This is a genomic window from Streptomyces sp. L-9-10 (genome assembly GCF_004151105.1).
GTDB lineage: Bacteria > Actinomycetota > Actinomycetes > Streptomycetales > Streptomycetaceae > Streptomyces.
This window is the reverse complement of the sequence record NZ_PHRF01000090.1, coordinates 62634-75291: the sequence shown is the minus strand read 5'-3', so window position 1 is coordinate 75291 and position 12658 is coordinate 62634. Positions and strand designations below refer to the sequence as shown.

The window sequence follows — 12658 nt, the reverse complement described above, 5'->3', positions numbered from 1 at the left end:
GATGTGGTCCATGGGCGCCCACTCCCCCGAGCCGGTTCCCCAGCCGGTGCTGTCCCCGCTGACAGCCGCGGCGATCTTCCTGGTCCTCACCATCAACCAGGGCGGCGAGCCGGTCACACGGGGGCTGTTGTCGGACCTGAACGGGCTACAGCGGACGGTCGGCTTCCGCGCCACACCGGACGGCAGGCTCGGCGCCGTCGTGGGCATCGGCTCGCAGGCGTGGGACCGCCTGTTCTCCGGGGCGCGCCCGGCGGAACTGCATCCCTTCCCCGAGCTGACGGGATCCCGCCACCGCGCCGTGTCGACACCCGGTGACCTGCTCTTCCACATCAGAGCCGCCCGCCTGGACCTGTGCTTCGCGCTCGCCGCCGAGATCATGGCGCGGCTCCGTGAGGTCGTCACCGTGTGCGACGAGGTCCATGGATTCAAGTACTTCGACGTACGTGACCTGCTCGGATTCGTCGACGGCACCGAGAACCCGACGGGCCCGGCGGCGAGCACCGCCGTGCTGATCGGCGCGGAGGACCCGCCGTTCTCCGGAGGCAGCTATGTGGTCGTGCAGAAGTATCTGCACGATCTGCGGGCCTGGAACGCTCTGACGGTCGAGGCGCAGGAGAGGGCCATCGGGCGCAGGAAGCTGTCCGACATCGAACTCGACGACGCCGTCAAGCCGGCCGATTCCCACGTGGCCCTCACCACGATCGAGGACCCGGACGGGACCAAGCACGAGATCCTGCGCGACAACATGCCCTTCGGGACCGTCGGACAGGGCGATTTCGGCACCTACTTCATCGGATACGCCCGTACCCCGACCGTGACCGAGCGGATGCTGGAACGCATGTTCCTGGGCACTCCCCCGGCGCCTCACGACAACACTCCCGCGGTGTCCCACGACCGGATCCTGGACTTCTCCACACCGGTCACCGGGTCACTGTTCTACGTGCCCACCAGCGACTTCCTGGACGATCTCCCCGATCCGCCGGGCCGCGGCGAGAGAGCCGAGAGAGCAGACACCGATACCGTCCCCGACCCCCCTGTGGCCCGGTTCCCGGCCGTGGACGGCTCTCTGGGAGTCGGTGGCCTGAGAGAGCGACAGAAGGCGAGTACCGCCGATGAGCAATCTGCACCGTGAACTGGCGCCCATCTCCTCCGCCGCGTGGGCCGATATGGAGCAGGAGGCGCGGCGCACGTTCACACGCCATGTGGCGGGCCGCCGGATCGTGGACGTTCCCGAGCCGGGCGGCGCCGAGCTGTCCGGTGTGGGCACCGGCCACCTTGAGGCTGCCGAGGCCCCGGCCCCCGGGGTCACGGCCCATGCACGCGGCTTTCAGCCCCTGGTGGAGCTGCGCGTGCCGTTCACCGTGGACCGGCAGCAGGTGGACGATGTGGAACGCGGGTCCAAGGACGCGGACTGGCAGCCCGTGAAGGACGCGGCGCGAAGACTCGCGTTCGCCGAGGACCGTGCCGTGTTCGAGGGCTATCCCGCCGCCGGTGTCGCGGGGCTGCGCGCGAGCTCGTCGAACCGGGCCCTGACCGTGCCCGCCGACGTGCGCGACTACCCGACCGTCGTCAGCAAGGCCGCGAGCGCGCTGCGGCTGGCGGGGGTCGGCGGTCCGTACGCCCTCGCGCTGAGCGCCGAGGCGTACACCGCCGTCAGCGAGACCTCCGACTACGGCTATCCGGTCATCAAGCACATGGCCCGCCTCCTGGACGGCGACATCGTGTGGGCGCCGGCGATCGAGGGGGCTTTCCTCCTGTCCACCCGGGGCGGCGACTTCGAACTGCGCATCGGCCAGGACGTGTCCATCGGATACCTGTCGCACGACGAGCGCGCCGTCCGTCTGTACTTCCAGGAGACGCTGACCTTCCTCGTGTACACGAGCGAAGCCGTCGTGTCCGTGGACGTGAAGACCCCTGACACGACAGGGACTTCCTGACCGGGACCGTGACCGGCGGTCCGCGCATCGCGGGCGACCGCGCGGTCCGGCGGCGTACAGCGGGCGCACCGCTCGCCGCGCGTGGCCGGCGGCCTCCGTGGGCTCTGGGGCAGATGGCCGGTTACGGGTGACGTGGTATGGCGGTGGGGCTCGGGCCGTGCACATACTCAAGGCTCCGAAGCCCGGGAGGGGAAGCCCATGGCACAGCCGCTGTCCGTCGGTGTTGAGGAGGAGTTCCTGCTGGTCGACCCGGACAGTGGGGCGGCCGTGCCTGCTTTCGAGGCGGTGATCGCGGCAGCGCCCACCACCGGACCCGCTCAACGGCTGAAGCCGGAGGTGTCCGCGGCGGTGGTGGAGGCCGTGACGGAGCCCCATCACGAACTGTCCCTGCTGGCCGACGACGTGCGCTCCCTGCGCTCGGCCGCCTCGGCCGCCGCGGAGAAGGCGGGCTGTGCGGTGCTGGCGTGCGGGACGGAGCTGGTGTCCGGGCCGTACATGCCATCGACCAGCGGGTCCCGCTATCGCGCGATCCGCCAGAAGTACGGTGCTCTCGTGTTCGGCCACATACCGTGCGGCCTGCACGTCCACGTCGGTATGCCCGACCGGGAATATGCCGTCCGGGTGAGCAACCGTCTTCGGACCTGGCTGCCCACACTCCAGGCACTCGCCGCCAACTCCCCCATCTCACTGGGGAGGGAGACCGGATACGCGAGCTTTCGGTCAACCTGGTGGGGATACACACCGGTGGCGGGTCCGGCTCCGCTGTTCGCCGACGCCGGCCAGTACGACGCTCTGCTCGACAGCCTGGTCGCCTCGGAGGTGCTCCTCGACCGGAAAATGGCGTACTGGTTCGCCCGCCCTTCCGAGAACGTACCCACCATCGAGATACGGGTCATGGATGTCTGCCCCACGAGCGACACCGTGATCCTGCTGGCGGGACTGACCCGCGCGCTGGTCGCCACCTGCCTGCGGGATGTGGAACGAGACGCCGAACTTCCCCCGGTTTCGGATCAGTTGCTGGCCGCGGCCCACTGGCAGGCTGCCCGGTACGGACTGGAGGGCGACGCCCTGGACGTGTCCTCCGGGCGCCCGTTACCCGCCTGGACGTTGGTGGATCGGCTGGTGGAGCATGTCGCTCCGGCACTTTCCGACGCGGGGGACCTCGACCTGGCCGGCGATCTTCTCGCGGAGTTGCGCACGAACGGTTCCTGGGCCGGCCGGCAACGGAAGGTCGTCCAGGAAGGCGGCGGACTGACTGATGTGTCGGCCTACCTCCGTTCCTTGTTCCTGAAGTGAAAGACCCGCGTTTCCGAAGAGAGAGGCCCGCGGGGCCGTGAGGTCCCGCTCAGTGCCCGCTGCTCTCGTAGTGGCGGGACTGGTGCACCCAGAAGCGGTACGCGGCGTACATCAGCAGGACGCCGACGACGGGCGCGCCCCAGCCGAGCCATGCGGGCACGGCCAGTTCCTCCTCGCGGTCCAGCAGCACGGTGGCCGGGAGGTAGGCGACGAACGCCAGGGGGAAGACGAAGGTCAGTCCGAAGCCGGCGGCCGAACCGAAGATCTTCAGCGGGTAGTTGCCGAAGTCACTGAAGATCATGTCGATGGCGAACTTGATGGGAGTGACCTTCTTCATCCTGAACGCCAGTCCCGAAGCCGCGAGTTGCAGGGATCCCTCCACCAGCGCGCCACCGACGACCGCCAGCAGCAGAAAGCCGACGGCTCCCGGTGACCAGTCGACCGGCGCCTGGGCCGAGGCGAAGGCCAGCAGGACGAACCCGCCCACCAGATCGCCGAGCGCGCTCAGCCGAAGCCTGCGGGTGAGGAGTTGGATCAACGGCGACACGGGCCGGATCAGATACCGGTCGTACTCCCCCTCGACAAGGACCTCGTCGACATGGATCAGCTGATGGCCAGGGACGAGCCAGAGGCCGTGGGCGGTGAGACGCAGCCCGTAGAGGAAGGCGATCTCGGACAGCCCCCAGCCGCCGACCTCGCCGAAACGGTCGAGGACCGCCCAGATGAAGGCCAGCCCGACGCCCTGGTAGAACAGACCGCCGATGATGTTGATGAACAGGTTTCCCCGGTACTGGAATTCGGCGCGGAACGCCGCGCCGGCCAGCAGCAGATAGACACGCACCCCTCGCATCGCGCTCACCCGCCCTGCGACATGACACGGTGCCGTGCCCGCGACCAGACCAGCGCGGCCAGCCCGCTCAGGGCGACGATCCACCACAGCTGCACGGCGAGGGCTGCGGCGATACCGGAGCCCTCCGCCTGGCCGAGGTAGATGGCGGCCGGGGCGTGCGCGGTCGCCTGGAAGGGGAGCAGTTCCGCGGCGGACCTGACCGGATCCGGCATGAACCACAGGGGCACGAGGGCGCCGGAGAAGAACTGTGCGACGAAGCGGTAGGCCAGCAGGGCTCCGCTCACCTCCAGTGTCCAGAAGGACACCATGCCGAGCAGCAACCCCAGCAGCTGGCTGACGACCAGCGCGCCGAGCAGAGCCAGCGGATAGGCGAACGCGGCGGCCGGTGACGCGGGGGCCCGGCCCGCGCCGACCAGCAGCGCGAACGGCAGGGCCACCACCAGGACCGGAACCGAGGCGGAGATCCACCCGAGCTGGCCCGCCAGCATCTGCCCGGGGAAGCCGATGGGGCGCAGCAGGTCCACCGCGACCTTGCCCTCCCGCACCCGTTGGTCGATGGGCGACGACCGCCAGGGGCTGACCAGCGTGTACTGGAGGGTGGCCAGGGTCGCGTACGCCGTCATGGTGCCGAGGGGGATCCCGTCCACGTCCTCGCGGCCGTCGTAGAACGCGCTCCACACCACCGTCAGCAGGTAGATCTGCAGGAGCATCATCACGAACGTCGACAGGTAGGACGTGCGGTAGGCGAGGGCGACGCGGAACTCCATCCGGGCGCAGGCGAGATGGGCTTTCATCCGCGGTCCGCGTAGATCCGGTGGATGACGCTCTCCAGCTCGGGTTCCACGATCGACAGATCGGTCACCCGGTGTTCCGCCAGTACCGCGGCGACCAGCCGGGCGGGCGAGGTCAGCGCGGGGTCGAAGCGGAGCCACACCTTGCCCTCCTCGCGGCGGACGATCTCGGCGCCCTCGACTTCCTCAAGGTGCTCGGTCTGCACGACGAGTTCGCGGTGCGGGGCGTAGCGGGCCTTGAGTTCGTCCACGTCGCCGTCGTAGGCGACTTTGCCGTGGTCGATGAGCACGATGCGTTCGCACAGTTCCTCGACGTCGTCGAGGTCATGGGTGGTGAGGACGACCGTGGTGCCGGACTCGCGGTTGAGTTCGGCGACGAAGGCGCGTATTCGTTCCTTGGCGACGACGTCGAGCCCGACGGTGGGTTCGTCGAGGTAGAGGATGCTCGGGTCGTAGAGCATGGCGGCGGCGAGGTCGCCGCGCATCCGCTGGCCGAGCGAGAGCTGACGCACCGGGGTGTCGAGGAAGGATCCGAGGTCGAGCAGTTCGGTGAACTGCTTCTGTTTCTCGGCGAACCGGCCCGCGGGTACGTCGTAGAGCCGGCCGATCAGCCACAGCGAGTCGCGCAGTGGCAGGTCCCACCAGAGCTGGCTGCGCTGGCCGAAGACCACGCCGATCTGGCGGGCGTTACGGGCCCGGTCACGCCAGGGCGTGGCTCCGGCGACGCGGACGGTGCCGGAGGTGGGCACGAGAATGCCGGTGAGCATTTTGATGCTGGTGGACTTCCCGGCGCCGTTGGGACCGAGGTAACCCACCATCTCGCCCGGCTCGATCCGGAAGCTGATGCCGTCGACGGCCCGGTTGACGGTGTACTCGCGGGTCAGCAGCGTGCGGACGCCCGCGAACGAGCCTTGGTGCCGCTTGGGTCTGCGGAACTCCTTGACGAGGTCTGTCACCTCGATGACGGGCATGGATGCCTTCCTGGACCGTGCGGCTTCCCGCGCGGGAACGGGAAGCAGTCGATCAGCGAGTGTGCCCGTCAACTCGCTCTCGCCGCCACCGAATTACCGATCACGGCCTCGGCGCTCCAGTCGTCTTCGACTTCCGCGGCACGGGTCCGCGTGGCATGGCTCCGCCTCCTCGCCCGCTGCCGGCCGGACGAGGAGGCGGAGCCGTGGTCTTCGGGAGTCAGCTCACTTCTTCCCGGGCTTCGGCACGAACAGTTTGATGTCCGTGAGGCTGGCGCTGCCCTCGTACACGTTGGTGTAGAGGTCACCGATGACGAAGGAGTCCGGGTAGGCGGAGTCCTTCGGCCACTGGTCGGGCCATTCGGCCTTCCCGTTCAGGTCCTTGCCCTGGACGAGGGTGTTGTTGTAGCGGCCGTCGTACTCGTCGGGCTTGACGTTGTAGTGCCAGATCGGATTGTTGTCCACGATGAAGTCGCGGTGGAAGCGGAGTGTCTGCTGTCCGGCGCGGGCGAAGTTCCCGCTGGCCTCCAGCGTGTAGCCCGTCGCGTCGCGCTCGATGGCGAACGTGTAGTCCTCGTTCGGCATCAGCTCGGGCTGGAGTTCGGCCGCGGACGACAGCTGCTGCTCGGCGACGCCGTTGGAGCAACTGGTCATGAACCACTGCGAGTTACCGGCAAGACCGCCCTGGCCCGGGGCCCAGTTGGGCAGTCCGCTGATCCACATGTTGACCGTGTTGAAGCTGCTGTCCTTGTAGTCGTAGTACTCGTTGGTCTTGGCGTTGCAGACGCGGCCTCCGGTGCCCGTGCCGACGCGGTCGGGGTGCTGGGCGAAGGAGTCCATGAGCACCTTGCGCCGGTAGTGCCAGAAGTGGTTGTTGCGGGGCGCGGGGTCGGCGAAGTCCACGATGGACAGGTAGTGGAATCCGTTGTAGCCGTACTTGCCCGCGCGGACGTCCTGCCACTCGCAGTACGGGGCGGAGGCGTCGCCCTCCCAGCCGGGGCTTCTGGAGCCCTCGCCCCAGGGGTGCTGTGTCTTGCACCCGTCCTTGCTGTACCCGTTGACGCGGTTGTCGTAGTCGATGGTTCCGTTGCGCTTGCCGCCGAAGTCGAGCGTCTTGAGCTTGTACTCGATGCGGTACTGATCGGGAAGTGCCTCGGTGGGCCGGAAGATGGCGCCGCCCGTGTGGTCGGGGACGTCGAGTCTGGCGACGGTGGACTTGCCCGCTGTGCCGTTGGTGATGGACGGCGGCTTCTCGATGGTGCCGTCCTTGTTCCAGTCGCGGGCCGACAGCGACGCGGTCAGCCAGCCGTCCTCGCCGACCGGGAACTCCTTCCGGTAGGTGGCGAAGGAGTTGAGCTGCTCGTCCCAGGCATCACCGTAGTCGTTGTGGAACCACTTGCCGTTGTCGTCCATGACGGTGTCGAACGGGTTGTCGTAGGCCTCCCTGACCCACGGCGCCTTCCCCGGGTCGAGCTTCCCGGCGAAGTTCTCGGAGTGCAGCAGCTTCCACTGCTGCTTGGCCGGCGGCTTCTGCGCGGGCGGCTTCTGCCCGGCGAGGGACGCGGGAGCGCTTTCGGCCGAGGTCTGCGCCGCGGCGAGCAGCGGTGTGAGGGCGAGGGCGCCGCCGACCAGGGCGGTCATCACGTAGCGGTGTGTTCTTCGCAGAGGGAGACGGGCTCGGTGCGATTCGTTGCGGCTCATCAGAACTCCCCGTCCGGGTCGTAGTACGTGTCGGCGTTCTCCTTGGTGACGCGCGGCGAAGGCACCACCGTGTCCTTCTCCGTCTTCTTGCCGCCGAGGATGTCGATGGTCCTGTCCAGGCCCAGGCTGCCGATCTGATCGGCGTCGTTGAGGCCGGTGACCAGGTAGTTCGTGCCGTCCGAGATGGCCTTGAGCGCTTCGGCCTGGCCGTCGACGCCGGCCAGCACGATGTCCTTGTCGCGGCCGGCGTCCTTGATGGCGCGCTGGGCACCCAGGCACATGGCGTCGTTCTCGCAGAACACGGCGTCGATGTCCTGGTGCGAGGCGAGCAGGCTCTCCGTCACGGTGAGTCCCCCGTCGGAGCTCCAGTTGCCGAAGTCGGGGGCTTCGACGATCTTGAGTCCGGCGCCGGTGAGGGCGCTCTTGACACCGTTGGTGCGGGCCAGGCCGATGCTGTTGTCGGCGGGGCCGCCCTTGACGATCGCGACCGTGGCCGCGTCGGGCAGCTGTCCGGCCAGGAACTCGCCGTTCTGCTTGCCGATCGCCTCGTTGTCGGGGCCGATCCAGCTCGTGTATTCGCCGGTCTTGAACTTGCGGTCGACGAGTACGGCGGGCTTGCCCGCGGCCTTGATGGCGTTGAGGACGGCGGGGGCCGACTCCAGGGGGCCGCCCGAGATGATGACCGCGTCCACGCCCTTGCTCAGCAGGTCCTCGACATTCGAGGCGAGCTTGGCCGCGTCTCCGCCCGCGTCCGTGCTGCGGATCTCGACGCCCTTCTTCTTCGCCTGCTCCTTGATCGCACGGTCCATGCCGTTGAAGTAGGGCCCGCTCAAAGTGAAGTTGGCGACGCCGACCGTGTAGTCGCCGTCCCCCTCACCGCCCGCGTTCCCACCGTCGGACGAGCAGGCCGACAGGGTGGTGACGAGAACGGCCCCGGCGAGCAGTCCGGCGCGGCGCTTCTTGCTGTGGGCGATCATGACAGCGATCCCTTTCCCGGGGTCGTCGCTCCGGCGGCGGGACGGAGCCGTCCCGCGCGCTGGACGAGAATGACGGCAACGATGATGAGCCCCTTGAAAACCTGCTGCCAGAAGCTCTGTACGTCATAGAGGTTGAGCAGATTGTTGATCAGCGCGAGCACCAGAACACCGGCGCAGGTCGCCCGCACGGTGCCCTTGCCACCGGCCAGGCTGGCACCACCGATCACGCAGGCGGCGATGGCGTCCAGTTCGAAGGCGGTGCCCACGCTGGGCTGGGCGATGCCGACGCGGCTGGCGAGAATGACGCCCGCGAGCCCGGCGCAGGCGCCGCTGATGGTGTAGGCGAGCACCACATGGCGTCGTACGCCGATGCCCGCGAGCCGTACGGTTTCCGCGCTGCCGCCGATCGCGGTCAGCGCCCGGCCCGCCGGGGTGCGGCCGAGGAAGACTCCGCCGAGCAGGAACACAGCGATCATGATGATCGTGGACACGGGCACGGGGCCGACCGCGGCCGATCCCAGTTCGAAGAAACCGGCCTTCTCCGGGGCGACCGGGGTCTCCGAGTAGACGAAGGCCAGACCGCGGATGGTGGTGAGCGCGGCGAGTGTCACGACGAAGGGGGCGAGCTGGAAGCGGGCCACGAGCGCCCCGTTGACCAGCCCGAACCCGATGCCCGACGCCACGCCGATCAGCATCGCCAGCCACACGGGCAGTCCGGCGGACAGGCCCGCGGCGAGAATGCCGGAGAAGGCGACCACCGAGCCGACCGACAGGTCGATGCCGCCCGTCAGGATCACCGTGAGCATGCCGTAGGCGAGCAGTCCTGTGGTGACCATCTGCTTGAGCAGGTTCGTCACGTTCGCCTCGGTGAGGAAGGCGTCGGTGGTCGCACCGGCGATCGCGATGAAGGCGACCAGCAGCGCGGCGAGGCCCACTTCGAGGGTGATGTCGCGCCCCGCCACCCTGATCCTGGGCAGCCGCGAGCCTGCCCCCGCCCCGGCGGCGTTCTGCGAGAGATGCTCGGAATCCCGTGGAGATGCCGAGAGTTGGTCCGTCATGCGGCGTGTCCGATCGCGTGGGCGAGGACGGTGTCCTCGGACGTACGGTCAGAGGGAAGCTCGGCGGTGATCCGTCCCTCGTGCATCACCAGCACGCGGTCGGTGGCGCCGAGGACCTCGGTGAGGTCGGACGAGATGAGCAGGACGGCCATTCCGTCGCGGGCGAGTTCGTCGAGCATGCGGTAGATCTCCACGCGGGTCGCCATGTCGACACCGCGGGTCGGCTCGTCGAGGAGGAGCACGCGGGGCGACGTGAGGAGCCACTTCGCGAGAACGGCCTTCTGCTGGTTGCCGCCACTGAGCGTGCGTACCGGCAGCCGCGGGGAATGAGCGGGCCTGATGTCGAGCCGTTCGGTCATCGCCAGGGCGTCTCGTCTGCGCCGGGCGGTGTCGAGCAGTGGTCCCCTGGTCGCGGTCTTGAGCGTGGTCAGGCCGATATTGTCCTCGGTACTGAGGCCGAGCACGAGGCCGGTGCGTTTGCGGTCCTCCGTGACCAGGGCCAGCCCCGCGCCGATGGCCTCCTTGGGGCTGCGGAAGCGGTCGGTGCGTGAGCCCTCGGCCCTGATCGTCCCTTCGGCCGCGCGCCGGGCACCGAAGACGCAGTGGGCCAGCTCGCTGCGTCCCGACCCGACGAGACCGAACAGGCCGGTGATCTCACCTGCCCGCAGGGTGAAGGAGACGTCGTCGAACTCACCCGGTCTGCTGAGTCCCTGGACCGAGAGCAGTTCGGGCCCCGCGTCGGTGCGACGGTCGGGGTACAGCTGCTGCGGACGGCGGCCCGCCATCAGGCGGATCATCTCGTTCTCGTCCGTGTGCCGCGGTGTGGTCTCGGCGACGACGCGGCCGTCCTTGATGACGACGATGGTGGTGGCCAGTTCGGTGACCTCGGCGAGCCGGTGCGACACGTAGACGATGACCACGCCGCGCTTCTGGAGCCTTCGGATCAGGGTGAACAGGGCCTCCAGGTCGGCGCCGGCGAGCACCGCCGACGGCTCGTCGAGGACCAGTACCTTCGGCTCTCCGCTCTCGTCCACGAGGGCCTTGGCGATCTCCACCATCTGCTGGCGCGCGACGGTGAGGCTGCCTGCCCTGGCCCGGGGGTCGATCGCCCCGTATCCGATGTCCTCCAGGAGGACACGGGCGCGGGCGTGTGCGGCCCGCCAGTTGATGAGGCCGCCCGGCATCCGCGGGTAGTGGCCCATCAACAGGTTCTCCGTGACGGACAGTTCGGGGACGAGGGTGAGTTCCTGGTGGACGGTCCTGATGCCATGGGTGTGCGCGTCATGCGGGGAGCGCAGGGCCACGGTCTGCCCGTCGAGGCGCAGTTCACCGCTGCTCATGCGCTCCGCGCCCGCGAGGATCTTGATGAGGGTGGACTTCCCCGCGCCGTTCGCGCCGACCACGGCGAGCACGTCACCGGCACGGCCCTTGAGGTCCACGCCGTGCAACACCTTCGTGCCGCCGTACGACTTGTGCACCCCCCGCACGTCGAGAGCCGGCGGAGCGGGCGCACCGCTCACTGGAAGGCCTCCATCACGATGACCGTCTTCTGCCGGGTGAACTCCAGAGCCGTGTCGTGCAGTCCCTCGGCGGAACCGCCGGTGTCCTTGGGGCCGCCGAAGGGCAGGTTCTCGGCGCGCAGCGCGGTGGATCCGTTGATCACGACGCCGCCCACGTCCAGTCGGCCGGCCAGGGAGTACGCGCGCTGGATGTCCCGGGTGAAGACGGCGGCCTGGAGTCCGTACGGGGAGGCGTTCGCCATCCGGACGGCGTCCAGGGGGTCTTCGAAGCGGGCCACGGGGGCGACGGGTCCGAATATCTCCTCGTTGAAGGCCGCGCTGTCGGTGGGCACGTCGACGAGGACGGCCGGGTCGTAGAAGGCGCCGCGACGGGCCCCGCCCGCCACTTTGCGGGCACCGTCAGAGACGAGGGTGCCCACGGCCTGCTCCACGCGCTCGGCGGCGGCCTCGCTGATGAGCGGGCCCACGTCGGTGCCGTCGGCGAGCTGGTCGCCGACGCTGAGCTTGGCGGCACCCGACAGGAGGGCGTCCACGAAGGCGTCGTGCACGCCGTTCTGGACGTAGACGCGCTTGACCGCGCAGCAGATCTGCCCGTTGCCACGGGCGAGACGCCCCAGGATCACGGCGTTCGCCGCGGCTTCCACGTCGGCGTCGTCGCAGACGATCAGGGCGTCGTTGCCGCCGAGTTCGAGGTGGACCTTCTTGAGGGTGTCCGCGGCGCGGCGGGCTATCTCGCGTCCGGCGGTGGTGGATCCCGTCAGGCTGACCGCGGCGACGCCCGCCCTGGTGGCCAGTTCCTGGGAGACGTGCACCCCGCCGGTGAGCAGTTGGTGCGCGCCGTCGGGGAAGCCGGCGGCGGCGATGAGTTCCGCGATCCGGATGAGCGTGAGCGGGCACCGCACGGGCGGGTGGACGAGCACCGCGTTGCCCGCGGCGAGCGCGGCGGCCGCCTTGTGGGCGTACAGCTCGACGGGGTAGTTGAAGGGGACCAACGCCGCGACGGGGCCGAGGGGTTCGCGCATCGTGACGGCGAGGTGGCGCTCCAGGCCCGGTACCGCGTCGAGGGGAATCTGCCTCCCCAGCAGCCGCGTGGCCTCGCCCGCGAAGCCACGGAAGATCCTGATGGCGGCGCGGACCTCTTCGGTGGTCTGGAAGACCGGCTTGCCGTTCTCCGCGGCGAGCTGCCGGGCCAGCGCGTCGGCCTCCCTTTCGATCAACTCTGCTGCCTTGAGCAGGAGTTGTGCCCTCGCATGGGCCGGTAGCGCAGCCATGGCCCGCTGGCCGTTCGCCGCGGCTTCGAGTGCGGAGCCGATGCGCTCGGCTGTGAAGTCCTCTATCTCGCCGAGGACTTCACCTGTTCCTGGATTGTGTACGGACACAGCAGTACTACGGGACGTCATACGTCGGCTCTCCTGTGCGATCTTGACCGGGAAGACGGATCTCCAGAAGTCGCAGCGATGCTGACACCCGCCCGGTAGTTAGTCAACAGCGGTGACAAAATGCTTGGCTGTCGCCTTCGGACACTCTTGAGGACGGCAAATAGTGCATTGGCCAGGCATT

The 12658-nt window shown here is 68.9% G+C and carries 11 protein-coding genes; 3 read left to right on the top strand and 8 right to left on the bottom strand.

Features of this window, described 5'->3' with window-relative positions; genetic code table 11:
- Positions 1-10: 10 nt before the first annotated feature.
- The 3 genes from CU044_RS20645 to CU044_RS20635 all read left to right on the top strand — a co-directional run bounded on the left by CU044_RS20645 (position 11) and on the right by CU044_RS20635 (position 3233).
- Positions 11-1132, top strand: coding sequence for a Dyp-type peroxidase (locus CU044_RS20645; RefSeq protein ID WP_129770197.1), 1122 nt, complete (start codon positions 11-13; stop codon positions 1130-1132).
- The gene (locus CU044_RS20640) at positions 1113-1937 is read left to right on the top strand and encodes a family 1 encapsulin nanocompartment shell protein (RefSeq protein ID WP_129770196.1); all 825 of its coding nucleotides are present in this window, start codon (positions 1113-1115) and stop codon (positions 1935-1937) included. The genes CU044_RS20645 and CU044_RS20640 overlap by 20 nt, the downstream gene beginning before the upstream one ends.
- Positions 1938-2135: 198 nt before the next feature.
- Positions 2136-3233, top strand: coding sequence for a glutamate--cysteine ligase (locus CU044_RS20635; protein ID WP_129770195.1), 1098 nt, complete (start codon positions 2136-2138; stop codon positions 3231-3233).
- Between the two features lie 49 nt (positions 3234-3282).
- Here the strand turns inward: CU044_RS20635 and CU044_RS20630 are convergent, their stop codons facing one another.
- From CU044_RS20630 to CU044_RS20595, 8 genes are all read right to left on the bottom strand, one after another.
- Positions 3283-4083: an ABC-2 family transporter protein gene (locus CU044_RS20630; protein ID WP_129770194.1), complete on the bottom strand. Its 801-nt coding sequence runs from the start codon at positions 4081-4083 to the stop codon at positions 3283-3285.
- Positions 4084-4088: 5 nt separating this feature from the next.
- Complete coding sequence (locus tag CU044_RS20625; RefSeq protein WP_129770193.1) at positions 4089-4877, bottom strand: ABC-2 family transporter protein; 789 nt, start codon at positions 4875-4877, stop codon at positions 4089-4091.
- Positions 4874-5845 (bottom strand): ATP-binding cassette domain-containing protein, encoded by a 972-nt coding sequence (locus CU044_RS20620; protein ID WP_129770192.1) that lies wholly within the window; start codon positions 5843-5845, stop codon positions 4874-4876. The genes CU044_RS20625 and CU044_RS20620 overlap by 4 nt, the downstream gene beginning before the upstream one ends.
- Before the next feature lie 222 nt (positions 5846-6067).
- Complete coding sequence (locus CU044_RS20615) at positions 6068-7543, bottom strand: mucin-5B (RefSeq protein ID WP_240045733.1); 1476 nt, start codon at positions 7541-7543, stop codon at positions 6068-6070.
- The gene (locus tag CU044_RS20610; RefSeq protein WP_129770191.1) at positions 7543-8520 is read right to left on the bottom strand and encodes a substrate-binding domain-containing protein; all 978 of its coding nucleotides are present in this window, start codon (positions 8518-8520) and stop codon (positions 7543-7545) included. Before CU044_RS20610 ends, CU044_RS20615 begins: the two co-directional genes overlap by 1 nt.
- Positions 8517-9578 carry an ABC transporter permease gene (locus CU044_RS20605; protein WP_129770190.1) on the bottom strand — a complete coding sequence of 354 codons (1062 nt, stop codon included), beginning with the start codon at positions 9576-9578 and terminating at the stop codon, positions 8517-8519. The genes CU044_RS20610 and CU044_RS20605 overlap by 4 nt, the downstream gene beginning before the upstream one ends.
- The gene (locus tag CU044_RS20600; protein WP_129770189.1) at positions 9575-11098 is read right to left on the bottom strand and encodes a sugar ABC transporter ATP-binding protein; all 1524 of its coding nucleotides are present in this window, start codon (positions 11096-11098) and stop codon (positions 9575-9577) included. The genes CU044_RS20605 and CU044_RS20600 overlap by 4 nt, the downstream gene beginning before the upstream one ends.
- Entirely contained in the window at positions 11095-12498 is a 1404-nt protein-coding gene (locus tag CU044_RS20595; RefSeq protein WP_129770188.1) for an aldehyde dehydrogenase family protein, read from the bottom strand. The genes CU044_RS20600 and CU044_RS20595 overlap by 4 nt, the downstream gene beginning before the upstream one ends.
- Positions 12499-12658: the final 160 nt, after the last annotated feature.

What these genes read in the sequence shown, in the direction of transcription:
- CU044_RS20645 (WP_129770197.1), top strand. Translation starts at nt 11, where the DNA reads ATGGGCGCCCACTCCCCCGAGCCGGTTCCCCAGCCGGTGCTGTCCCCG.
- CU044_RS20610 (WP_129770191.1), bottom strand. Translation starts at nt 8,520, where the DNA reads ATGATCGCCCACAGCAAGAAGCGCCGCGCCGGACTGCTCGCCGGGGCC.
- CU044_RS20605 (WP_129770190.1), bottom strand. Translation starts at nt 9,578, where the DNA reads ATGACGGACCAACTCTCGGCATCTCCACGGGATTCCGAGCATCTCTCG.
- CU044_RS20615 (WP_240045733.1), bottom strand. Translation starts at nt 7,543, where the DNA reads ATGAGCCGCAACGAATCGCACCGAGCCCGTCTCCCTCTGCGAAGAACA.
- CU044_RS20635 (WP_129770195.1), top strand. Translation starts at nt 2,136, where the DNA reads ATGGCACAGCCGCTGTCCGTCGGTGTTGAGGAGGAGTTCCTGCTGGTC.
- CU044_RS20630 (WP_129770194.1), bottom strand. Translation starts at nt 4,083, where the DNA reads ATGCGAGGGGTGCGTGTCTATCTGCTGCTGGCCGGCGCGGCGTTCCGC.
- CU044_RS20625 (WP_129770193.1), bottom strand. Translation starts at nt 4,877, where the DNA reads ATGAAAGCCCATCTCGCCTGCGCCCGGATGGAGTTCCGCGTCGCCCTC.
- CU044_RS20620 (WP_129770192.1), bottom strand. Translation starts at nt 5,845, where the DNA reads ATGCCCGTCATCGAGGTGACAGACCTCGTCAAGGAGTTCCGCAGACCC.
- CU044_RS20595 (WP_129770188.1), bottom strand. Translation starts at nt 12,498, where the DNA reads ATGACGTCCCGTAGTACTGCTGTGTCCGTACACAATCCAGGAACAGGT.
- CU044_RS20640 (WP_129770196.1), top strand. Translation starts at nt 1,113, where the DNA reads ATGAGCAATCTGCACCGTGAACTGGCGCCCATCTCCTCCGCCGCGTGG.